This window comes from Streptomyces sp. NPDC048389 (genome assembly GCF_040706335.1).
Taxonomy (GTDB): Bacteria; Actinomycetota; Actinomycetes; order Streptomycetales; family Streptomycetaceae; genus Streptomyces.
Map to the genome: position 1 here is coordinate 20,622 of NZ_JBEZKP010000058.1, position 22,710 is coordinate 43,331.

Sequence of the window (22,710 nt, forward strand, 5' to 3'; positions counted from 1 at the left end):
GAGCCGCGGGGAAACGGCGCGCGGGCCGATGCCGGTCCGGCGGGAGCATACAGCGGTGCGCGGTCCATGGGCTGGGACTCCTGCCCAGGCGACGGTGATCCGGTGCACCCATGCTGCGGCGGCGACACCGTCGGCGGCATGAGTACGACCTCCCATGTGCGGCGGGGCACGCACTCAGGCTTCTCGATAGCCCCGGCCGATGCGGGTGGCGGTGAACGCCTTCATGGCGTGAGCCGCCAAGTGGTCGATGACCAACCGCCGCAGACCACCGGGGCAGGAGAGGAGAGTCCTTCGCCGGGCTCAGTGTTCCTTCGCGTACGTCACGATCCACGCGACTGTGAGCGTCACTCCGAGCACACCCGCCGCGAAGAATCCGAGGACCGGCAGGATTCCGGATCCCTCGAGCAATCTTCTGAGGGCGCCCGCGAAGCCGACCACCGAGGCGCCGATTCCGAGGAGGAATGTGCGATGCCCTCTGGGTTTCAGCCAGTTGGAGGAGAAAGGTCCGCGGTATGAGGTGGGTTTGTTGCTCGCGTGCTTCATTTGTTGTACTCCACCCGGGGCGGTGCATCGGGGGCGAGAATCTTTTCGTCGCCCGGCTCCTTGTTTGATCCCGGCGGGGTGTAATAGAAGTCGACCACGGTGGCCACGACCGCTACCGGTGCGCCGAATACCTTGCCGCCGAACTTGCCCAGTATGTTCACCGCGGACGGTTTACGGTGCAGCCCGCCGCCGCCGATGTTCTTCTCCAGGCCGCCGGCGACCAGGCCGGCAGATGCCGAGGGCGCACCACCCATGAAGTACTTCCAGCCCTTGTCCATGTCACCGCGCAGGAAGTACTCGCCACTGTTCATCCACGAGCGGTAGCTGAGGAATTCGGCCACCGGCTTGATGGTGCCGCTGCCCCACTTTGGCTCGGGCTGGTGCTGCAACTCGTCCAGCCTCATTTGCGCTTCGTTGGCCGCGCCCGCCGCCGCGTCCTTCAGTGAGCCGTAGTGCAGGCTGTTGAATTCGCGGCTGTCCTTGGTGAGGTTCGCCAGGCCCCAGGCACAGGCCGCGTCCGCGTCCACCGCGCGCTGGAGCACGGCCTCCATCCGTTTGAGGAGCGCCTCGGCCGCGCCTTCGTCGGCGTCGGAGTCCTCCCGGTAGCCGACAACGCCATCGGGGGCGATGGTGAGGCCCTTGGGCGGGTTCTCGTAGATCGCCTTCAGGTCGGCCTTGGCCTTGGTGAACGTGCTGTGGGCGTCCTTGAGCAGATTGAGGATGCTCTCGGCTTGCGTCACCGCGTCCTGGAACTCGTACACCGTCCTCGTCACGAACGGCTTGGTGACGTTGGCGTTCTTGCCCTTCCAGGCCGTCCCCTGTGCGTAGGTGCCCATATCCCCGGCGCCCTTGGCGAGTTCCTTGAGCTTCTTGAGCATGGCGACCCAGTCGTCGATCGCCTCGTCGAGCGGCTTCGTCTTCAGATTGAGAAGCTGCTGGAACACCAGCATGGGTACCTCGCCTAGCGACCAGAACCTGTACGCGGGTGGGGGGAAGTGGGGGGCCGGGGAGTGTGGGGGATCAGATGATCGGGCCCTGCGGCTTCGTCACCGAAGGTGCGCCGGAGTCGGCGGGCCTCTCCTCGGGCACGTCGTAGTACTTGGAGATCTTTGACGCGCCGACCTGAGCGGCGACCCACTCGTCGTCCTTCTTCTTCGACGCCTTGGTGAAATCAAGATGGTTGGAGATGTGTGCGCAGGCGTCGAGCAGCGTCCCGACCTGCTTCTCCCACACCTTGGCCGCATCGGTCAGCGCCTTGCCGGTCTCGAAACCGTCCGCCGTCAGGCTCGTACCGGCGGCCTTGCTCGTGGTCTGGGCGTGTTTCCCGTCGGCCTTCAGGTTGTTGTGCAGCAGATAGGCAGAGTGGCCGATCTTGCCCAGCTCGTCGTCGTAGATGACGAGGTCGCCGTCGGACGGTGAAGGGTGCGGGTCCATCGTCGGCGCACCGTTCAGCTGCATACGGGCAGCGGTCGCCGCCTTGAGACCGGCCCACTCTTCTTCGAAAGACATGACCCTCCTGGCGACAGGATGTGACGTGCAAGATCCGATTATTGACCGATCTTGCCGCACGTCGCATCCAGCAACCCGCCTCATACCCTCAGAAATTGGACATATCCATCCGTTACAAGTCAGTGACAGCGACCGCCGCCTGCGGCCGGATGGGCAGCCGGTTGACCGGCCTGCCCGTGGCCGCGCGCACCGCGGAGGCCACCGCCGCCGGGGACGTCACCACCGGCACCGCACCCGCGGCCTTCGCCCCGAAGGGCGCGACGACATCCCGCTCCTCCACCAGTTTCACGATGCGGATGTCCGGGGCGTCCAGGAATGTGGGGAGGGCGTACCCGGTGAGGTCCGGGTGGCGGAGCAGGCCTCGGGTGGTGCGGAAGTTCTCCGTCAGGGCCGTGCCGACGCCCTGGGGGATGCCCGCCTCGATGCGGTGGCCAGTTGGGCCGGATTCAGGACGCGGCCCATGTCCTGCCACCGCCATCTCGACCACGCGGATGGAGCCGATTTCGATGTCGACGTCCACCACCGCGCGGATCGCTCAGAAGGCCAGGCCCACGAAAGCGTCACCCTGGCCCGCCTCGTCCAGTGGCTCCGTGGGGTGGGGCGGCACTGGGCCGTCGCCCACAGTTCCTTGCCGTCCATCGCCTCGGTGACCGTCGTGGAGAGCACGCCGTCGTACGAGGTGATCTTGCCGTCGGTGATCTGGAGAAGCTCCGTGGACATACCTCACTTGTGGGCCAGGGGCTGGAGGAGCCGGGTACGGACCATCTTGGCGGCCCGCTCGACCGCGCCGCCCGAGACCCAGGTGTGGCGGCCGTGGGCCGCCGGGCCCGCCGGGGGCTGGTCGGTGTCGACCGAGACCACTCGGACCTCGTCGATCCCCAGTGTCTCCTGGAGGTTCTGGCGGGCGAGCGTGGAGAAGCCCTGGCCGGTCTCCACCGCGCGCAGATCACCGTCGCGATGCCGTCGTGGATCGGGGCGCGGGACGGCGAGGCCGGCCTCGGCGCCGATGGGGCCGGGTCACCGACTGTGACGAAGAGTCAGGGTGTCAGGCGAGGCGCACCGCTCAAGATCGAAGACCCACGTTGGGAAGAGCGTCGAACGCGCCGAACCGATCAAGGAACACCAATCCCGGCGAGGGCGAACGCCGGACTCTCTCTCCGCTCAGCGGTGAGAGGCACTGCGCCAGGACATGACGGTGCAACTCGTGTCCCAGGCGTCGTCTCAGGCGTCCCACTGCATCCCGATCTCTTGCACGTGGCCGCAGGTCGGAGCCGGACACGTCCCGGGATATCCCATACGCGGTGATGAGATACCAACAGGGGGTGGCGGATGGTCACGATCACGATCACGATCGCTTTGCACAGCACCCGACTTTCACGTAGGAGCCACGCTCCTGATCGGCGCGCACAGGTCGAGGGGGCATGGATGGCGGAGGCGCCCTTACCGCGAAGATCTCCGCCTGCAACGACCCGAACTCGCGCCAGTTGCAGGGAAACCAGCGACGCTGCTCTCACCTGCACGCTCAAACTGATTCTGTGCAGCGGGGGGTGAAGAAGGGCCCCTTCCTTGCGCGGAGTACGTCCATGTGAATCGTTGACGCAATCGAAGGATGAAGATGCGTAATCGGACAGTCGCGTCCCTTGTCGGAGCGGTTTCTGCCGCACTCGCCGTCACTGCCACGACCGCAGCACCGGCGAGCGCCTACAACCCCAACCCGAGGATCCTCCAGGACGACGGCGTGCACACGGTCAACTGCCCCTGCCGTTTCAACGACGACATCGACGGCACCTACTTCAAGGAGGACGACGGTGGGATAGGGAGAAAGGCCGTCTTCGGCAACGCGAGTGGCTACGCGGTGGCAAAGGTCGAATTCCATCCGTACGACGAAATACTGTGGATGTACGACGTCGCGAACGACGGTGACGGCCTCTACTACAAGGTGTCCTATGAAGGTGATGGTGGACGGTACGGGCTGTACACGCCCGCGGGTACGTCCGCAGCCTGGGATGTCAAGAAGGTGGATCTGAACATTCCGGAGGGCAGGAAAGTGACAATCAAGGTGTACGACGACCGTGCGATGACCGACTGGGTCCGCACGATCACGGCCACCGCCTGATTTCCTGCTCCTCGGCCGGTGCCAGGGCCCGCTCCGGCAGCAGGACGCTGTTGCGTGGGGTGCGGGTCGTGGCGAGCCGACCCCGCTTGCGTGGAGTCCCCGAAGCCGGGCCGGCCCACGCTCCGGCCGAGGACGAGCAGATCGCCGAGATGGACAACCTCATCGAGGGCCGGCTTCGCGAGTACGAACTCGCCGAGATCATTGTGCGCGTCCCCGGCATCGGCGCCACCCTCGGTGCAGAGTTCCTGGCAGCCGTCGGCGGCGACCTGGCGGAGTTCGACTCCCCGGACGCCCTGGCGGCCTTCGCCGGTGTCGCCCCCAGGCCGCGCGAGCCAGCGGCAACGTGCACCGGCCTGTGGTCCACCACCGAATGCTTCAGCGTGTCCTCCACACCTCGGGGCTGGTCAGCGTCCGCCACCACCCGAACTCTCGGCGGTTCTACGACCGCGAAAACGCTGAGGGAAAACCGGGACCGCCCAGTTCGGATCCTCGTCGGCCTGCACCACCCGCGCGGTGAACACGCGCTCCCGGGTGCCATCGACGGCCCCCGTCCGGAGCCGGTTGTTCCCCGTACTTCCCCGGCAGGTGAACCCACTACGTTCCGGTCTGGAACTTGAACGCGATCGCGCCACCGGCCACCCCGCTCCGAGTCCGCTCCGCGCCCATGGGCGTCAGTCAACGGCATCCCCAGACCAACGACCGGCTGAGGCAAGAGAACTGCCCAGTAGTTGGTTTCGTTCCCCTCTGCCGGAAGTGGCACGGCCAGTAGCGGCGACCGCCAACCGTCCGGTCCGTCGGTCGTCGGGAGGGGGGCGGGGTCGTAGGAGGGGGGTGTCCGGAAGTAAAGCGTCGCAACTCGCGCGCAGCGCGGTGAGGAAAGCCATTCCGGCCACCCCCCTCCGGAGGCCCCGACCCCCGGCACCACCCCCGGCGGAGGCGGCCGGGGGACGCGACGCCCTGATCCGCGCACCGCCCCTCCGCACCCCCCACAGACGCAGCCAGGCGACGCGACGCCCCGATCCGCGCACGCCCTCCGGAGGCCCCGACCCCCGGCACCACCCCCGGCGGTGGCGGCCGGGGGACGCGACGCCCTGATCCGCGCACCGCCCCTCCGCACCCCCCACAGACGCAGCCAGGCGACGCGACGCCCTGATCCGCGCACGCCCTCCGGAGGCCCCGACCCCCGGCACCACCCCCCACAGACGCAGCCAGGCGACGCGACGCCCCGATCTGCGCACCCCCTCCCGCAGGCCCTGACCTCCCGCAGGCCCCGACCTCCGCACCACGCCCCCCACAGACGCAGCCGGGCGACGCCACGCCGCGACCTCCGCGGCCCCCACCGGCAGAGGCGCACCAGGCCCGGGCCGGGCCAGGTCGAGGGCCAGGGCAAAGATCCGGCCACGCCCGCCAGGGCGTAACGCCCCTGCTCAAGGTCTTGACGGGATAAGCACCAAAAGGTTGAACTCAGAGTTCACAAGTTGGAGAGACGCCGGGGCCGCCATCACGTCGCCCCGGCCGGGGGCGGCCGTCGCGCCGTCCACCGGGGGCAGGAGTGGATGAGTCAATGGAGACTCCGGGGTCGCAGACATCTCTGCACCGGGCCAATCTCGAGCGCGTCGTGCGTGCCGTCCGCATGGCGGGCTCGCTGACGCAGGCGGAGATCGCGAGGAGCACCGGCCTCTCCGCGGCCACCGTCTCCAACATCGTCCGTGAGCTCAAGGACGGTGGCACGGTGGAGGTGACGCCCACCTCGGCGGGCGGCCGCAGAGCCCGCAGCGTCTCGCTCAGCGGTGACGCCGGCATCGTGATCGGCGTCGACTTCGGCCATACGCACCTGCGCGTGGCCATCGGCAACCTCGCGCACCAGGTGCTCGCGGAGGAGGCCGAGCCGCTCGATGTCGACGCGTCGTCCGCGGAGGGCTTCGGCCGGGCGGAGGCGCTGGTCAACCGGCTGATCGAGGCGACGGGGATCGCGCCGGGCAAGGTGGTCGGCGTGGGGCTCGGTGTGCCGGGCCCCATCGACGTGGAGTCGGGCACGCTGGGTTCGACGGCGATCCTGCCGGGCTGGACGGGCATCAACCCCAGCGAGGAGCTGTCGGCACGTCTGGGTGTGCCGGTCTACGTGGACAACGACGCCAACCTCGGCGCGCTCGGCGAGCTGGTCTGGGGCAGTGGCCGCGGGGTCAAGGATCTGGCGTACATCAAGGTGGCGAGCGGTGTCGGCGCCGGACTGGTGATAGACGGCCAGATCTACCGGGGCCCCGGCGGTACGGCCGGGGAGATCGGGCACATCACGCTGGACGAGTCGGGCCCGGTCTGCCGTTGTGGCAACCGAGGCTGTCTGGAGACCTTCGCCGCCGCCAGGTACGTGCTGCCGCTGCTGCAACCGAGCCACGGCGCCGAACTGACCATGGAACGCGTCGTGCAGCTCGCCCGTGAGGGCGATCCGGGCTGCCGTCGTGTCGTGGCCGACGTGGGCCGTCACATCGGCAGCGGCGTGGCGAACCTGTGCAACCTCCTCAACCCCAGCCGAGTGGTGCTCGGCGGGGATCTGGCGGAAGCTGGAGAGTTGGTACTGGGGCCGATCCGCGAGTCCGTCTCCCGCTACGCGATTCCCAGCGCGGCGAGGCAGCTCTCGGTGGCTCCGGGGGCCTTGGGCGGGCGTGCCGAGGTGCTCGGCGCGCTGGCGCTCGTGCTCAGCGAAATGGGTGATTCAACGCTTTTGCAAGGGTCTGACAGTGCACTGCACGTCGGTACGCCTGCCTTCACTTAGATAACGAATGGCACCGTTGTCGTCTCGTTAAGGATTTACTCCTTGACGGTGACGGCGCGGCCGAGTTGACTTCCAGCCACCTCGGCCGCAGCGACGCGGCCTCGTCAGGGAGGTTTCTCATCGTGAACGCACATCTGCGTCGTGCCGCTGTTGGTCTCGCCGCCTCTGCGATGGCCGTTTCGCTGGCCGCCTGCGGCCAGGCCGGTGGCTCGGACGAAGGCTCGAACGAGTCGAGCCCCAAGAAGGGCGACGACATCACGATCGGCCTGCTCCTTCCGGAGAACCAGACCGCTCGTTACGAGAAGTTCGACAAGCCGCTCATCGAGAAGAAGATCAGCGAGCTCACGAACGGCAAGGCGGAGGTCGTCTACGCCAACGCCAAGCAGGACGCCACACAGCAGTCCCAGCAGGTCGAGACCATGATCACCAACAAGGTCGACGCCCTGATCCTGGACGCCGTGGACTCCAAGGCCATCGCCAACAGCGTGAAGAAGGCCAAGGACGCCGGCATCCCGGTCGTCGCCTACGACCGCCTCGCCGAGGGCCCCATCGACGCCTACACCTCCTTCGACAACGAAGAGGTCGGCCGGGTGCAGGGCAAGGCGCTGCTGGAGGCATTGGGCGACAAGGCCGAGTCCGGCCAGATCGTCATGATGAACGGCTCGGTCACCGACCCGAACGCCGCGCTGTTCAAGAAGGGCGCCCACGCCGAGCTCGACGGCAAGGTGAACATCGGCAAGGAGTACGACACCAAGGAGTGGAAGCCGGAGAACGCCAACGCCAACATGGAGGCCGCGATCTCGGCCCTCGGCAAGGACAAGATCGTCGGCGTCTACTCCGCCAACGACGGCATGGCGGGCGGCATCATCACCGCCCTCAAGGCCGCCGGCGTCTCCCCGCTCCCGCCGGTCACCGGCCAGGACGCCGAGATCTCCGGTGTGCAGCGCATCGTCGCCGGCGAGCAGTTCATGAGCGTCTACAAGCCGTACGCTCCCGAGGCGTCCGCCGCCGCCGAGATGGCCGTGGCCCTCGCCAAGGGCGAGAAGCTCGACTCGATCGCCAAGTCCACGGTCGACAGCCCCACCACCAAGGGTGTTCCGGCCGTTCTCGTCCCGGTCGTCTCGCTGACCCAGGACAACATCAAGGACACCGTCGTCAAGGACGGCGTCTACACGGTCCAGGAGATCTGCACCCCGAAGCTCCAGGCCGCATGTGACAAGCTCGGCCTGAAGTAAGGTCCCGCTCGGGCTCGCCGGAGCCCCCGGGTCCGACCGGGGTGCTCCGGCCCCTTGCCGGGACACGCGGCCACCCCCGCCGGGATCGATGTCCGCCGGGGCCGCGACGTCCCGCATGAACCCTTCGGTGCCCCGCCTCCCCATCCGTCCCCCGCCGGGGGCGGGGCACCGGACGGAATGTTCACCCGATTCTCTCCGCTTCAGCTCTTCACATTTTCAGCCCATACTGCTCAGCCTCCGCGCCGCCTCACCCCGGCGGTGCGGCATCCCCGCCGGTCAGGCGGCGAAGGAGATGGTTCACGTGTCCGCTACGCCCGTGTTGGCGTTGCGCGGGGTCTCCAAGCGGTTCGGTGCCGTCCAGGCGCTCACCGACGTAGAGCTTGAGGTCCACGCCGGCGAGGTGGTCGCGCTGGTCGGCGACAACGGCGCCGGAAAGTCCACGCTGGTCAAGACGATCGCCGGCGTGCATCCCATCGATGAAGGCGTCATCGAATGGGAGGGCAGGGGCGTGTCGATCAACCGTCCGCACGACGCCCAGAGCCTCGGCATCGCGACCGTCTACCAGGACCTCGCGCTCTGCGACAACATCGACGTCGTCGGCAACCTCTACCTGGGCCGGGAGCTGCACAAGCGCGGCGTGCTCGACGAGGTCGAGATGGAGCGCCGGGCCCTTGAGCTCCTCAAGACGCTCTCGATCCGCATCCCCAGTGTCCGTATCCCGATCGCCTCGCTCTCCGGCGGTCAGCGCCAGACCGTGGCGATCGCTCGGTCGATGCTCGGCGAGCCCCAGCTCGTCATTCTCGACGAGCCCACCGCCGCCCTCGGTGTCGAGCAGACCGCACAGGTGCTCGACCTGGTGGAGCGGCTGCGGGAGCGCGGCCACGCCGTGATCCTGATCAGCCACAACATGGCCGACGTCAAGGCCGTGGCCGACAAGGTGGCCGTACTGCGACTCGGCCGCAACAACGGGATCTTCGACGTCAAGTCGACCTCGCAGGAAGAGATCATCTCCGCCATCACCGGTGCCACGGACAACGCCGTGACCCGCCGTGCGGCGCGCAACGCGGAGGTTCAGAAGTGACCACGGAAAAGACCTCGACCCCCGCGGACCCGCCGGTCGTCAACCCGGACGCCGCGCACGACGCGCTCACCGCCGTCGACCCGCGGCTGCTGGTGCGCGAGCAGGGCGTCAAGGGCTACTGGTCGGAGTTCAAGCGGAAGATGCACGCCGGCGACCTGGGGTCCATCCCGGTGGTCATCGGCCTGATCGTCATCGCCGTCATCTTCCAGAGCATGAACTCCCAGTTCCTCTCGGCGAAGAACCTCACCGACATCTCGGTCACGATGGTCGGCACCGGCATGATGGCCGTCGGCATCATCTTCGTGCTGCTGCTCGGCGAGATCGACCTGTCCGTCGGCGCGGTCAGCGGCGTCTCCGGGGCCCTCGCAGCCGTACTGAGCGTCACCAACGGCATGAACGAGTGGCTCGCCGTGCTCATCGCCCTCGCCGGCGGTGCGGTCATCGGCGCCCTGCACGGCTTCTTCTTCGCCAGGATCGGCGCCCCCGCCTTCGCCGTCACACTGGCGGGCCTGCTGTTCTGGCAGGGCTTCATGCTCCAGATGCTCGGTGACACCGGCACGATCAACCTGGACTCGGAGGGCGTGGTCGGTCGGATGACCACGTACTTCTTCTCCGACGTGGCGGCCGCTTACGGCCTCGCCGCGGCCGCCGTGGCCGTGTTCTTCCTCTCGTCGTTCTTCGACAACCGTCGCCGTGACGCCGCCGGCGTGCCGTCCCGGCCGCTGTCCGACACGCTGCTGCGTACGGCACTGCTCGGCGTCGTGGCCTTCGCGGCCGCGGCCGTGTTCAACCAGTACCGCGGTCTGCCGCTGGCCCTGGTGCTCTTCCTCGCCGCGCTGGTCATCACGGACTTCGTGCTCCGCCGCACTTCCTACGGACGCAAGGTCTTCGCCCTCGGCGGCAGCGTCGAGGCATCGCGGCGCGCCGGCATCAACGTCACCGCCGTACGGATCTCCGTCTTCTCCATCGCGGGCTTCTTCGCGGCCGTCGGCGGTCTGTTCTGGGCGTCCAAGATCGCGGCGGCCAACCAGAGCGCCGGCGCCGGAGAGCTGCTGATGAACGTCATCGCGGCGGCCGTCATCGGCGGCACCAGCCTCTTCGGTGGCCGGGGCCGCACCTGGAACGCGCTGCTCGGCGCCATGGTGATCGTCTCCATCCAGTACGGCCTCGCGCTGGAGGGCATCAGGACCCCGGTGGTCTACATGATCACCGGCGGTGTCCTGCTGGCGACCGTGGTGATCGACTCGATCACCCGCAAGACGCAGAGGACCGCAGGTCGCGCCTAGTAACACCCCCAGTGCCCGGCACCGCTCCGCGGTGCCGGGCACTGTCGTGCGTATGTCATAGGCGTGACACGGTACGCACCGCCCTGTGATGCGGCGCGTGTGCGGAACATTAGACTCGGTCAATCGGTACGGCACGATCAGCTTCGACTCGATCAGCTCGAAGGCAGCTCGAATGCAAGGAGGCACGGGTGGCTCTGCTATCCCGTATCAGGGGACCGCGTGACCTGGATCGACTCGGCCCGGAGCAGCTGGAGCAGCTGGCCGCGGAGATCCGGACCTTCCTGGTGGACGCAGTCTCCAAGACCGGCGGACACCTGGGGCCCAACCTCGGCGTGGTCGAGTTGACCATCGCCCTCCACCGGGTCTTCGAGTCCCCGAAGGACAAGGTGCTCTGGGACACGGGGCACCAGAGCTATGTCCACAAGCTGCTGACCGGCCGGCAGGACTTCTCCCGGCTCAAGATGAAGGGCGGCCTGTCCGGCTACCCCTCGCAGGCCGAGTCCGACCACGACGTCATCGAGAACTCGCACGCCTCCACCGTGCTCGGCTGGGCCGACGGCCTCGCCAAGGCCAACGAGGTGCTGAGGAAGGGCGACCACGTCGTCGCCGTCATCGGCGACGGGGCCCTCACCGGCGGCATGGCCTGGGAGGCGCTCAACAACATCGCCGCCGCCAAGGACCGCCCGCTCGTCATCGTCGTCAACGACAACGAGCGCTCGTACGCCCCGACCATCGGCGGCCTCGCCAACCACCTCGCCACCCTGCGCACCACCGACGGCTACGAGCGCTTCCTCGCCCGCGGCAAGGACCTGCTCGAGCGGACCCCCGTCGTCGGCAGGCCGCTGTACGGCACGCTGCACGGTGCCAAGAAGGGCCTCAAGGACTTCATCGCCCCGCAGGGCATGTTCGAGGACCTCGGCCTGAAGTACGTCGGCCCCATCGACGGCCACGACATCGAGGCGCTCGAGTCGGCCCTCGCCCGCGCCAAGCGCTTCGGCGGCCCGGTCATCGTGCACTGCCTCACTGAGAAGGGCCGCGGCTACCAGCCCGCCCTGGCGGACGAGGCGGACCGCTTCCACGCCGTCGGCAAGATCCACCCCGACACCGGTCTGCCCATCTCCAGCTCCGGGCTCGACTGGACCTCCGTCTTCGGCGAGGAGATGGTCAAGCTCGGCAAGGAGCGCGAGGACGTCGTCGCCATCACGGCCGCGATGCTCCAGCCCGTCGGCCTCGACAAGTTCGCCAAGGCATTCCCCGACCGGGTCTACGACGTCGGCATCGCCGAGCAGCACGGCGCGGTCTCCGCGGCGGGCCTGGCGACCGGCGGGGTGCATCCCGTCTTCGCCGTCTACGCCACCTTCCTCAACCGTGCCTTCGACCAGGTCCTCATGGACGTCGCCCTCCACAAGTGCGGTGTGACCTTCGTACTGGACCGGGCCGGTGTCACCGGCACCGACGGCGCCTCCCACAACGGTATGTGGGACATGTCGATCCTCCAGGTGGTGCCCGGCCTGCGGATCGCCGCCCCGCGCGACGCCGACCAGGTCCGCGCCCAGCTGCGCGAGGCCGTCGACGTCGACGACGCGCCGACCGTGGTCCGCTTCTCCAAGGGCGCGGTCGGCCCCGCAGTCAAGGCCGTCGGCAAGGCCGGCGGCATGGACGTACTGCGTCGCCCCGGCGACGCGGAGCGGCCCGACGTGCTCCTGGTCTCCGTGGGTGCCCTCGCCCCGATGTGCCTGGAGATCGCCGACCTGCTGGACGCCCAGGGCATCTCCACCACCGTCGTGGACCCGCGCTGGGTCAAGCCGGTCGACGAGGCGCTGGCGCCGCTCGCCGAGCAGCACCGGGTGGTCGTCACGGTCGAGGACAACAGCAGGGTCGGCGGCGTCGGTTCGACGATCGCCCAGGCGCTGCGCGACGCGGGCGTCGACGTTCCGCTGCGTGACTTCGGCATCCCGCCGCGCTTCCTCGACCACGCCTCCCGCGGCGAGGTGCTCGCGGAGATCGGCCTGACCGCGCCGGACATCGCCCGGCAGGTCACCGGACTGGTCTCCAAGCTCGACGGCCGCATCGACAGCGAGGCGGTCGAACCCGCTCGCGACTGACAGAGACCCACCCGCCACCGATCCGTGTCGGCCCCTTGCACGTGAGCGCGAACGCGCCGTGGAAGGGGCCGACCGTCGGTACGGCGCCGTGCGCACAAGAGCGGGTGCACAAGTACGGTTCACAGCCGGGGGGACCACCCTGCAAGGGTGGTCCCCCCGGCCCATTCGGTTGAACTCCACCCCGTCCGGCGCCGTACCGGCCACCCGTCGTCCCGATCATGGTCGGGACGACGAGCGTGGAGGTACAGCGGTGAGCACTGAGACAGACCCCGCGGGCGGCGTCCTCCGTACCAAATCGATCGAGCAGTCGATCAGGGACACGGAGGAGCCGGAGCACGCGCTCAGGAAGTCGCTCTCGGCGCTGGACCTCACGGTCTTCGGCGTGGGCGTCATCATCGGCACCGGCATCTTCGTCCTCACGGGCAAGGTCGCCAAGGAGACCGCCGGCCCCGCCACCGCGCTCGCGTTCGTCGCCGCCGCGGTGGTCTGCGCCCTCGCGGCCCTCTGCTACGCCGAGTTCGCCTCGACCGTCCCGGTGGCCGGTTCCGCCTACACCTTCTCGTACGCCTCGCTCGGTGAACTGCCGGCCTGGATCATCGGCTGGGACCTGGTGCTCGAGTTCGCCCTCGGCACCGCGGTCGTCGCGGTCGGCTGGTCCGGCTATGTGCGCTCGCTGATGGACAACGCGGACTGGCATCTGCCCGCGGCGCTGCAAGGGCCCGATGTGGAAGGCGGCGCCTTCGACCTCCTGGCGTTCCTGCTCATCCTCGTGCTGACCGCCATCCTCGTCATGGGCATGAAGCTCTCCGCCCGGATCACCGCGATCGTCGTTGCCATCAAGGTCGGCGTCGTCCTCATCGTGATCGTCGCGGGCCTGTTCTTCGTCGAGGCCGCCAACTACGACCCCTTCATCCCCGAGGCACAGGGCCGGATCGAGGGCTCGGGCTGGGACGCGCCCCTGGTCCAGCTGCTGTTCGGCTACGAGCCCACCAACTTCGGGGTCATGGGCATCTTCACGGCCGCGTCCGTCGTCTTCTTCGCCTTCATCGGCTTCGACGTGGTGGCCACCGCCGCCGAGGAGACCAAGGTGCCGCAGCGCGACATGCCGCGCGGCATCCTCGGGTCGCTCCTCATCTGCACCGTGCTCTACGTCGCGGTCTCCCTCGTGGTGACCGGCATGCAGCACTACACCGAACTGTCGACCAGTGCCCCGCTCGCCGACGCCTTCAAGTCCGTCGGCCATCCGTTCTACGCGGGCGTCATCAGCTTCGGCGCCGCCGTCGGCCTGACCACGGTGTGCATGATCCTGCTGCTCGGCCAGACCCGGGTGTTCTTCGCCATGAGCCGAGACGGCCTGCTGCCGCGGTTCTTCTCCAAGACCCACCCGCGGTTCCGCACCCCGTACCGCCCGACCGTCCTGCTCGGTGTGATCATCGCCGTTGTCGCCGGCTTCACCAGCATCAACGAGCTGGCGACCCTGGTGAACATCGGCACGCTCTTCGCGTTCGTCGTCGTCGCGCTCGGCGTCATCATCCTGCGCCGCACCCGCCCCGATCTGCACCGCGCGTTCCGCACCCCGTTGGTGCCGCTGCTGCCGGTCCTGTCAGTCGCCGCCTCGGTGTGGCTGATGCTCAACCTGCCCGTCGAGACCTGGTTCCGCTTCGCGGTGTGGATGGCGCTCGGCTGCGTCGTGTACGCCGTCTACGGGCGCAGCCACAGCCGCCTGGGCCGGGTGGGCTCCGACGCGAAGTACTGACCGGCCGGCCGGCCGCCGTACGGCACGCGGACCCACGCACCGCGCGCCGTACGCCTCGACCCGCCGCCGCAGCCCCCGGTCGGCGGTGACGACGACACACACCCGCCCGGCCGCCGCCTTCACGGTCTGAACGATCCTGTCGTCACCGCTCCCGGGCGCGGACTCGACCGCCACCTCCGGCACGGACGCCACGCCCCGGGCCGCGCCCTCGACCACGAGCACCACCTCCAGTGGCCCGGGCCACCCCTCGATCCCCTCCCGCGCCACCGCCACCAGCGCGTCCCGCAACCGCTCGGCGGCACCGCGCCGATCCCGCCACCATCCGTCGGGCACGGAACCGACGACATTGGCGCCGTCGACGACGAGGAGCACGGGGAGACAGTCCATGGGGTCAGGGTCGCAGGTGGCGGGTCGGAACGCGGGAAGCCCCGGGCACCTGGCCGGAACCAGGTGCCCGGGGCCGCGCGGAAACGCGGATCGTGGTCAGCCGCCCGTGGCGGGCGACTTCTTCGCGGAGGCGGGGATCTCCGTGTCCTCGCGGATCGCCTTCCACAGTTCGGTCGCCTGCGGCTCTGCGGCCACGACCCGGTTCGGGTCGATCTTGTCGTAGGCGACCGGAAGCATGATCGTCTCCATCGAGGCGGGATCGACACCGTCCATGCTGCGCGCGAAGTCGGTGAGCTTGGTGAGCGAGTCGAGTCCGGAGTCGGTCGTCAGCGACTGGGTGAGCGAGTCCGCGATCTTGAAGGACTTGGCGGGACTGCCGAGCAGGTCCTGCGACTTGACCTCCTTGAGCAGCGCCAGCATGAACTGCTGCTGGAGGCCGATCCGGCCCAGGTCGCTGCCGTCGCCGATGCCGTGCCGGGTACGGACGAACGCGAGCGACTCGGTCCCGTTCAACTTGTGCGGACCGGCCTCGAGGTCGAGGCCCGACGCCTTGTCGCGGATCGGCTCCTGCACGTCGACGGTGACGCCGCCTATCGCGTCCACGAGGTCCTTGAAGCCGGAGAAGTCGATCTCCAGATAGTGGTCCATCCGGACCCCGGACATCTTCTCCACGGTCTTCACCACACATGCCGGACCGGCAAGGGAGTAGACGGAGTTGAACATCACGCGCTCTTTGGACGGCAGGGTGGAGCCGTCGGACTTCACACAGTCGGGCCGGGTGACCAGCGTGTCGCGGGGGATGCTGACCGCGGTGGCGCTGGCACGGCCCTCGGGTATGTGGATCATGAGCGCGGTGTCCGAACGGGCGCCGCTGACGTCGCCTCCGGCGAGCCCGCCGTTGCTGCCGGCCCGCGAGTCCGACCCCAGCACCAGCAGGTTCTGACCACTCGTCGGCAGCTTCTGCGGCCGGTCGTCGCCGATGGCCTTGTCGATGTCGACGCCTTTGATGTTGCCGTCAAGGCTGCTGTAGAGCCAGTAGGCGGTGCCGCCCGCAGCCAGCAGGAGGACCGCTACGACTCCAAGCGTGATCTTCAGCCCGCGACGGCGCTTGCGAGGGGCCGATCTGCGGCCCTTCCTTGCCTGTCCGTCACCCTGCGGGCTCGGTGTGATGCCGTCGTCGTGGCTCATCCGGTCTGGAGTCCTCAAGTTCATCGCCCTGGCCGGGCTGTGGAGTGCGTGGGACTCGGGTGGGGGGTGCGACCGGTCCGTAAGTGCATGACTGACCGTCGCATTATAGAACAGGCGATCACGAGAACGTACGTGCAGGTGGCGGTGTCACCTCGACCTATTATCCGTTCATGACTTGGTTGATCACAGGTGGAGCCGGCTACATCGGGGCACATGTCGTCCTGGCGATGCGGGAAGCCGGCGAGGCGGTCGCGGTTTTCGACGACCTTTCGACCGGGGACCGTTCCCGTGTTCCGGCGGACGTCCCGTTCGTCCAAGGCTCCACACTGGACGGGGCTCACCTGCGACGCACGATGGACGAGCTCTCCGTTCGCGGCGTGATTCACCTCGCCGCCAAGAAGCAGGTTGCCGAATCGGTCGAGCTTCCGTTGCACTACTACCGTGAGAACGTCCAGGGCCTTCAGTCGCTGCTGGAAGCGTCCAGGGAAAGCGGAGTGCGGGCTTTCCTGTTCTCCTCGTCCGCGGCCGTGTACGGCATGCCCGACGTGAAGCTTGTCGGTGAAGACACCCCCTGCGCCCCGATCAACCCCTACGGCGAGACGAAGTTGGTGGGTGAGTGGATGGTGCGCGCGGCCGGTCGTGCGCACGGCATGGCCACGGCCGGCATGCGCTACTTCAATGTCGCGGGTGCCGCCACGGCTGAGCTCGCCGACACAGGGGTGTCCAATCTCGTCCCCATGGTTTTCGAGAAGCTGACCGCAGGTGCCGCGCCCCTGATCTTCGGTGACGACTACGACACGGCGGACGGCACGTGCGAACGTGACTTCATCCATGTCGCGGACATCGCCTCGGCGCATCTTGCCGCGGCCCGAGCCCTGTCGGCCCGTGACCCGGGGTCCGATTTGACGGTGAACATCGGCCGTGGCTCAGGGGTCTCGGTGCGAGAGATGATCGAACTCATCGGCGAGGTGACCGGATATCGGGCCGAAGCGGCGCCCTTCGTCACCGGCCGCCGGGCCGGCGATCCCGCCAGGGTCGTCGCCTCTGCGGACCGTATCCGTGAGGAGCTCGGCTGGACGGCCCGTCACGACGTCCGGGAAATGGTGGCGTCTGCCTGGGAGGGATGGTGCCTGCGGCACCCGGATGCACGGCGATGACACTCTCGGGCGACCACCGGTTCACGACCGAGTGAAGGCTGCTTGAAGCGTGTGGCAAACTGATGTTCGGTGGAGCTTGCCGGGTCATGGATCAGCAGGCTCTCCAAAGCTCGGCCTGTCTCTGATGGCCGGGTGCTCCGGGCAAAGAGGCCCGTGGAGCTGTGGCCGTGTGGCCGGATCGGGACTGGCGAGAAGGGCTTGGGCGGGTCATGCGGGTGAGGCGCGCCACGGCGGGAGCCGGAGGCTCGGTGGCCGGACGTACGGGCGGGGCTGCCTTGCCGCGCCCCTTGCCCGGTGAGGGTCCGCGACTCTTCCGTGGCAAGGACCACCGACTGACCGCCTTCGCCCGAGCCGACGGCGGGCTGCTGCGCTGGACGCAACTGAAGCCTGCGGGAACGGAGTGGGAAGGGCCGCTGTTCCTCCCGGCACCGTCTCTCTCGGATGTGTCGGTGGCCCAGGGCGCCGATGGGTTCGTGCACGCCGTCGGGCGACGTGTCAGCTCCGGCGACGGGTCGGTCACCGTCGTGCACGCCACTCAGTACCAGACCGGTCGCCCTCTGACCCAGTGGCGGCCGCTCGGCAACCCGCACAAAGACCCGAACAGGGCCCGGCTGGTCACCTCTCCCGCTGTTGCGGTGAGCGGGACGGGGGCGGTTCACGTCTTCCTGGCGAGCGACGGTGGTGCCGTCGCCTTGCGCAAGGAGGACGCGAAGGGTCGGTGGCAGGCTTGGGGCAGCCTCCAGGGACAGTTGGCGCTGGACGGAATGGTTGCCGTGACGACGGCTTCCGGACGCATCGAGCTCCTGGTCCCTGCCTCCAATGGACGCGCGATGCGATGGTGCCAGACCGACCCGCAGAGCGAGTTGGAGCGCTGCCCGAACCTCCGAATCTCCCCTGACCCGGGGACGATGGTGGGGCTGGAGTCCACCCCTGAACGGATCACGTACTTCTGGTCGGACGCCGCGGCAGGCGGCCTTGTGGCCCATCGTCCGGGGGAGTGGGTGATCCCGTTGGGCGGGGGGCCGATCGAAGGCCGCCCGGCCGTGCTGCGTGCCGTGCTGGACGGGTACGACTGCACCGTGCTTGCCGGCCGGAGCCCCGACGGCACGGTCATGCTCGCCGCCTGCGCCGCTGAGAACGAGGCGTCGGGCCTGTGGTGGTCGGCGACCGTGGAGAGGTGCGCCGCACCGCCGGCCCTGGCGTGCGACGCGTACGGCCGCGTCGTGCTTGCCACGCTCGACGACAGCGGCGCGCTGCGTGTCGCCGTTCAGGCGGCTGAGCCGGGGCTCGTGATCGCGCCCTCGGTCCGCGTCTGACCGATCCGGGCCGGGGCCCGTCGGAGATCCAGGGCGGATCCGGAACCTGCCCTCTCACAGTGGGTCGTGAGCAATTCCACAGCTCGCGGCGCTGAATCGATGGCCTGATGTCGTCTGCGTAACGGAAGTGGTCGCAAGTGGACTCGTGATGGACAGTTGACGTTCAAGATGTGAAGATCTTGCGGCGGTGTGCCCCTGGCGACGGCGGCCGGAGGCAGACAGACGCTCGGTGGGCGAAGACGTAGGACGGGGCTTCGTCCCCTTGTGTGTATGGATGGTGCAGACAGCAGTGGCGAGCGACAGTAATCCCGAGACCAGTGCGCTTGTATCGACTTATCGCTCACTGGTTCCGGTCCGGGCTCGTCGGCGTATCGTCCGGCGCGTTCCCGCTCCACTGCGGAACACGGTCATGCGGACCCTGGCGACTTTCGACTCGGCCCGCTCCGCAGTCGTCATCCGCGCCTTGGGCGGCCGTCGCAAGTACGCGAGGCACAGCGTGGACGCCGGTATGCGTGTGATCAAGGTCGAGGGCAAGCATGCCCGGGCGGCGGTTGTGCGGGGCGCCACCGAATGGGCCGCGCGGGCCCGGAACCTCCACATGCTCGTGGCCGTCCTCGAGGAAGCCGAGATCGAGTATTTCGCGGTACGCGGCACGGGACAAGGCGTCCCGTGCGTCGCGGTGTCCTCGCGTCACCGCACGGACGTCGAGGAAGTGCTCCAGATGGCATTCGGCCGCAATCCGGGCTACGTCCGCCCGGTGGCGGGCGGGCAACTGCGGACCGGCTCTTCCCGACAGACATGGCGGCGGTTCCGCGACAGCAAGGTCCTCCGCCTGACGTGGAACGTCGCGGATCCCACGGGCCATCTGATCTTCGGCCCTGAGTCAGGGTGCGATCTCGAGTTCTGGTCCGAGGACCAAGGTGAGTTGCTCGCTCCCCGCCCCAATTCCGTGGTGACCAAGCTCTCCGTCGGTGCCCGGCGTCGCGTGGCGGAACAGAGGCTCTTCAGCCCGGTGCCGAGCCAGTACCACACGGGCTACACGGCGACCGTCGGCGAGTTCATGGCGCGGCTTCCCGAGGATCACTCCTACCCCATCGACGTCGTGTACACATGGGTCGACGATGCGGATCCGGTCTGGCGCGCGGGCAAGGAAGCCGCACGCCGCGGCCTGGACCCGGGAACCACCGAGCAACTCCATGAGCAGGCTGCCAACGATGCGCGCTTCAAGAGCCGTGACGAACTCCGGTACTCGCTGCGCTCCATCCACCAGTACGCACCGTGGGTGCGAAACATCTTCCTCGTGACCGCAGGACAGGCGCCGGGCTGGCTGAACACGGAGTACCCCGGGCTCCGGGTCGTGGACCACCGGGAGATCTTCTCCGATCCCTCCGCGCTGCCGACCTTCAACTCGCATGCCATCGAGAGCCAACTGCATCACATATCCGATCTGTCGGAACACTTCCTCTACCTCAACGACGACGTGTTCTTCGGTCGGCCGGTGCGTCCAGATCACTTCTTCCATCCGAATGGCCTGACCAAGTTCTTCATGTCCAAGGCGCTGATACCGGCCGGAGGTATCTCGCCCGAGGATCTGCCGGTCGATGCTGCAGGAAAGAACAGCCGTGGCCTGATCGCCCAGCAGTTCGGCACGGTCATTTCGCAGAAAATGAAACACACGCCACACGCGTTGCGGCGCTCTGTGCTTGCCGAGATCGAGCAGACATATGCGCGCGCGCATCATGTGACGCAGCACTCGAAATTCCGCTCGCCGCACGACGTGCCCATCGCGTCCTCGCTCCACCACTACTTCGCGTACCACTCCGCTCGGGCGACCCAGGGAAATCTGCGCTACGTGTACGTGGACATCGGTGACGCTTTGGCGCAGCGTCGACTCGATCGGCTCGTGGCACGGCGGGATTTCGACACCTTCTGCATCAACGACACGGTGGTCCCCGAGGACCCTGCTGCGCAAGAACGCATGGTGCAACGTTTCCTTGAGAGCTACTTCCCTGTGCCGAGCCCGTATGAGCTCCCCGGCGCGGAGGCGTTGCCGACGAGGCGTACGGCAGAACTTGGAATGGGACAGGCATGATTCCGCGACGTAGGCATCTGGCCGGTATCCGACTTCGACTCACCGAACGCGCCGTCGCGTGGCGTTCGTGGCTGATGCTGCGGGTGTTCTTGCCGATACGTGCCAACCGGGCCGCGCGCCTGCTCTATGCCGCGGTTCTCGACGGCCACACGGCCAACCTGCACGCGGCCCTTCCCCGTGGCACCCGACTGCCCGACCGGGCCGACGTCGTGCTCCAGCGAGGCCGGCAGCGGTACGAGGCCACCGCGCGCGTCTACGAGGACCACACGGGAAGCGTCCTGATGGACGCCGTCGTGCTGCTTGGTGCCGAAGCCGGTGGGGTGCCCGTTGCGAACGGCCGCTGGAAGGTGAGGCTGAGGCTGCGGACCGGTCGCCGGACCAGCAGGATTCCGCTACTTCTCGTCGAGCCCCCGCGCCCCTACGACGGCCCGACGAAACCGATGCCTGCCTCCCCGCTGACCGGCCAGCGGCACAGACTCGGACGCTCCTTGACGGGCAACCTCCGCGTGGTGACGGCCGACGCCCGCCCCTCCGCGGAGGTGGTCAAGGTCGACCTCTCGCACACCGCACTCACCGTGGACTTCCGCCTCCTCGGTGCCGATGTGACAGCGCCGTGGTCCGAGTTCACCGCGGCCGGACGACGGATCAAACGGCCCGTGGACCATGTCGGTGACGGAGTCCTGCGGGTCACCGTGCCCCTCGAGGAGATGTCGCCGCAGCGGCGTGCGACGGAGCACTGGGATGTCACGCTCTGCTCGGACGGCGCATGGCGGCTGCGGCTCGGACGGCGCCTGCACGACGTTCGCAATCCCATCCGTGTCTTCGCCATCAACCGCATGAGCGTGGCCCCACCGGGACAGGCGCCCATGCTCGTACAGCCCCGCTACACCCCTGCGGGGAATTTCCGTGTCACCTGCAGCCGTATGCCCGAGGCCGGGCGGAGAACCTGATGAAGATCACCTTTCTGCTGACCACCGCTGATGCCGTGGGAGGCACGGAGCGCGCTGTCTTCAACCAGGCATCGGAACTCGTGGGGCGTCACGACGTGCGGGTGCTGAGTGTCTTCCGCAGCCAACCCCAGCTGTTCTTTCCCATCGACGAACGGGTCCGTATCGACTACCTCGTGGATCAGACCGGCCCGATCGCCCGACCCGTTCGGCGGGCCGACCTCGGCGATGACGCGTACGCAGCCCTCGCGGGGCAGCCGAGCGTGCTCGTCGACCGCGCCTGGGAGGCAGCGTTCAACCGGCTGTCCGACATCGAACTGGAACTCGCGCTCCAGCACACCGACACCGACATCCTCATCACCACCACCCCGGCCTTGATGGCCTTGGCGGTGCAGCTCGCCCCGAGCCGCGTCATCACCGTGCACCAGGAGCACCGGGTGTCCGAGCTGCGGGGCACCAGCGGCGAACCCCTTCTGAAGTACTCGGCGCGACTGGATGCCCTGGCGGTGCTCAGCGGCCGAACCCGCGACTGGTTCGCCGAGACGCTCGGCGAAAGCGCCCCGCGGATCGACGTCATCCCCAACGCCCTGCCCCACGGCTTTCGTCCCCGCTCCACGCTGGAGACCCGCACGGTGGTCACCGCGGGCCGACTGGTGGGGGAGAAGCAGCTCGACCACGCTCTCAGCGCCTGGGCCGCAATCGCCCCGTACCACCCCGACTGGGTGCTGCGCATCTTCGGTGACGGCCCGATGGCCGGCGCACTGCGCCGCCAGATCAACCAGCTCGGCCTGCACGACAGTGTCCAGCTCAACGGCAACACCCCGCACCTGGCGGAGGAGTGGGCCAAGGCGAGTATCGCCCTCATGACCTCTCGTAACGAGGCGTTCCCGCTGGTTCTCATGGAAGCACAGGCGGCCGGCGTGCCGGTGGTCTCCTACGACTGCCCCAACGGCCCCGCTGAGATCATCCTGGACGGCCGGTCCGGGCTTCTGGTGCCGCACGGCGACGTCGATGCACTCGCCTACCAGCTCAACCGGCTGATCGAGGACCAGTCGCTGCGCCACCACATGGGTGCCGAGGCCGCTTTGACCATCCACCGCTTCGACCCGCCGCAGATCACGGCACAATGAGTTGTGTGCATCGTGAAGTTGCAGGTCACGGGGCTGGTGTGCATGGGCTTCGGGGTGCTCGTGCTGGTCGGGGGCGTATGACTCCCGGC

At 68.3% G+C, this 22,710-nt stretch carries 16 protein-coding genes and 3 pseudogenes; 13 read left to right on the top strand and 6 right to left on the bottom strand.

Translation table 11 applies throughout. The features are described 5' to 3' along the window. Positions 1-539: 539 nt before the first annotated feature. From AB0903_RS28830 to AB0903_RS28845, 4 genes are all read right to left on the bottom strand, one after another. Positions 540-1,493, bottom strand: coding sequence for a hypothetical protein (locus tag AB0903_RS28830; protein ID WP_366707653.1), 954 nt, complete (start codon positions 1,491-1,493; stop codon positions 540-542). Between the two features lie 70 nt (positions 1,494-1,563). Continuing rightward, complete coding sequence (locus AB0903_RS28835; RefSeq protein ID WP_366707654.1) at positions 1,564-2,052, bottom strand: hypothetical protein; 489 nt, start codon at positions 2,050-2,052, stop codon at positions 1,564-1,566. Positions 2,053-2,164: 112 nt separating this feature from the next. After that, positions 2,165-2,575, bottom strand: coding sequence for a molybdopterin cofactor-binding domain-containing protein (locus AB0903_RS28840; protein ID WP_366707655.1), 411 nt, complete (start codon positions 2,573-2,575; stop codon positions 2,165-2,167). Between the two features lie 200 nt (positions 2,576-2,775). Then, positions 2,776-2,988, bottom strand: coding sequence for a molybdopterin cofactor-binding domain-containing protein (locus tag AB0903_RS28845; RefSeq protein ID WP_366707656.1), 213 nt, complete (start codon positions 2,986-2,988; stop codon positions 2,776-2,778). A 679-nt stretch (positions 2,989-3,667) separates the two neighbouring features. Here AB0903_RS28845 and AB0903_RS28850 point away from each other — a divergent pair. The 8 genes and pseudogenes from AB0903_RS28850 (at position 3,668) to AB0903_RS28885 (ending at position 14,404) form a co-directional block, all read left to right on the top strand. Continuing rightward, entirely contained in the window at positions 3,668-4,168 is a 501-nt protein-coding gene (locus AB0903_RS28850) for a hypothetical protein (protein ID WP_366707657.1), read from the top strand. 125 nt (positions 4,169-4,293) lie between these two features. After that, positions 4,294-4,634 (top strand): annotated as a pseudogene (locus tag AB0903_RS28855) (transposase); the annotation flags it as partial. Positions 4,635-5,732: 1,098 nt separating this feature from the next. Beyond that, positions 5,733-6,941: an ROK family transcriptional regulator gene (locus tag AB0903_RS28860; RefSeq protein WP_366707658.1), complete on the top strand. Its 1,209-nt coding sequence runs from the start codon at positions 5,733-5,735 to the stop codon at positions 6,939-6,941. A 122-nt stretch (positions 6,942-7,063) separates the two neighbouring features. Then, a complete protein-coding gene (locus tag AB0903_RS28865; protein WP_366707659.1) occupies positions 7,064-8,176 on the top strand; it encodes a substrate-binding domain-containing protein in 1,113 nt (370 codons plus the stop codon). A gap of 292 nt (positions 8,177-8,468) precedes the next feature. Then, positions 8,469-9,257, top strand: coding sequence for an ATP-binding cassette domain-containing protein (locus tag AB0903_RS28870; protein WP_366707660.1), 789 nt, complete (start codon positions 8,469-8,471; stop codon positions 9,255-9,257). Beyond that, the gene (locus AB0903_RS28875; RefSeq protein ID WP_366707661.1) at positions 9,254-10,543 is read left to right on the top strand and encodes a sugar ABC transporter permease; all 1,290 of its coding nucleotides are present in this window, start codon (positions 9,254-9,256) and stop codon (positions 10,541-10,543) included. The genes AB0903_RS28870 and AB0903_RS28875 overlap by 4 nt, the downstream gene beginning before the upstream one ends. Positions 10,544-10,731: 188 nt before the next feature. Further along, on the top strand, positions 10,732-12,648 hold the full coding sequence (dxs, locus tag AB0903_RS28880; RefSeq protein ID WP_366707662.1) for a 1-deoxy-D-xylulose-5-phosphate synthase: 1,917 nt from the start codon (positions 10,732-10,734) through the stop codon (positions 12,646-12,648). Between the two features lie 250 nt (positions 12,649-12,898). Then, on the top strand, positions 12,899-14,404 hold the full coding sequence (locus tag AB0903_RS28885) for an amino acid permease (protein WP_366707663.1): 1,506 nt from the start codon (positions 12,899-12,901) through the stop codon (positions 14,402-14,404). Positions 14,405-14,419: 15 nt separating this feature from the next. Here AB0903_RS28885 and AB0903_RS28890 read toward each other — a convergent pair. Together AB0903_RS28890 and AB0903_RS28895 are read right to left on the bottom strand one after the other, a co-directional pair. Beyond that, positions 14,420-14,791: pseudogene (locus AB0903_RS28890) on the bottom strand (NTP pyrophosphohydrolase); the annotation flags it as partial. Between the two features lie 96 nt (positions 14,792-14,887). Continuing rightward, the gene (locus tag AB0903_RS28895; protein WP_366707664.1) at positions 14,888-15,979 is read right to left on the bottom strand and encodes an LCP family protein; all 1,092 of its coding nucleotides are present in this window, start codon (positions 15,977-15,979) and stop codon (positions 14,888-14,890) included. 170 nt (positions 15,980-16,149) lie between these two features. On the opposite strand from AB0903_RS28895, the gene galE reads away from it, so the two are divergent. From galE to AB0903_RS28920, 5 genes and pseudogenes are all read left to right on the top strand, one after another. Beyond that, the gene (gene galE, locus AB0903_RS28900; RefSeq protein ID WP_366707665.1) at positions 16,150-17,136 is read left to right on the top strand and encodes a UDP-glucose 4-epimerase GalE; all 987 of its coding nucleotides are present in this window, start codon (positions 16,150-16,152) and stop codon (positions 17,134-17,136) included. A 248-nt stretch (positions 17,137-17,384) separates the two neighbouring features. Then, positions 17,385-18,452, top strand: a complete 1,068-nt coding sequence (locus AB0903_RS28905; protein WP_366707666.1) for a hypothetical protein — start codon at positions 17,385-17,387, stop codon at positions 18,450-18,452. A 289-nt stretch (positions 18,453-18,741) separates the two neighbouring features. Continuing rightward, positions 18,742-20,544: a stealth family protein gene (locus AB0903_RS28910; RefSeq protein ID WP_366707668.1), complete on the top strand. Its 1,803-nt coding sequence runs from the start codon at positions 18,742-18,744 to the stop codon at positions 20,542-20,544. Further along, positions 20,541-21,494, top strand: a complete 954-nt coding sequence (locus tag AB0903_RS28915) for a hypothetical protein (RefSeq protein ID WP_366707667.1) — start codon at positions 20,541-20,543, stop codon at positions 21,492-21,494. The genes AB0903_RS28910 and AB0903_RS28915 overlap by 4 nt, the downstream gene beginning before the upstream one ends. Continuing rightward, positions 21,494-22,618, top strand: a pseudogene (locus AB0903_RS28920) (glycosyltransferase family 4 protein); the annotation flags it as partial. The gene AB0903_RS28915 and the pseudogene AB0903_RS28920, both read left to right, overlap by 1 nt. Positions 22,619-22,710: the final 92 nt, after the last annotated feature.

Excerpts from the sequence above, each read along its gene's own strand:
- AB0903_RS28830 (WP_366707653.1), bottom strand. The coding sequence starts at position 1,493 with ATGCTGGTGTTCCAGCAGCTTCTCAATCTGAAGACGAAGCCGCTCGAC.
- AB0903_RS28835 (WP_366707654.1), bottom strand. The coding sequence starts at position 2,052 with ATGTCTTTCGAAGAAGAGTGGGCCGGTCTCAAGGCGGCGACCGCTGCC.
- AB0903_RS28850 (WP_366707657.1), top strand. The coding sequence starts at position 3,668 with ATGCGTAATCGGACAGTCGCGTCCCTTGTCGGAGCGGTTTCTGCCGCA.
- AB0903_RS28860 (WP_366707658.1), top strand. The coding sequence starts at position 5,733 with ATGGAGACTCCGGGGTCGCAGACATCTCTGCACCGGGCCAATCTCGAG.
- AB0903_RS28870 (WP_366707660.1), top strand. The coding sequence starts at position 8,469 with ATGGTTCACGTGTCCGCTACGCCCGTGTTGGCGTTGCGCGGGGTCTCC.
- AB0903_RS28895 (WP_366707664.1), bottom strand. The coding sequence starts at position 15,979 with ATGAGCCACGACGACGGCATCACACCGAGCCCGCAGGGTGACGGACAG.
- galE (WP_366707665.1), top strand. The coding sequence starts at position 16,150 with ATGACTTGGTTGATCACAGGTGGAGCCGGCTACATCGGGGCACATGTC.
- AB0903_RS28915 (WP_366707667.1), top strand. The coding sequence starts at position 20,541 with ATGATTCCGCGACGTAGGCATCTGGCCGGTATCCGACTTCGACTCACC.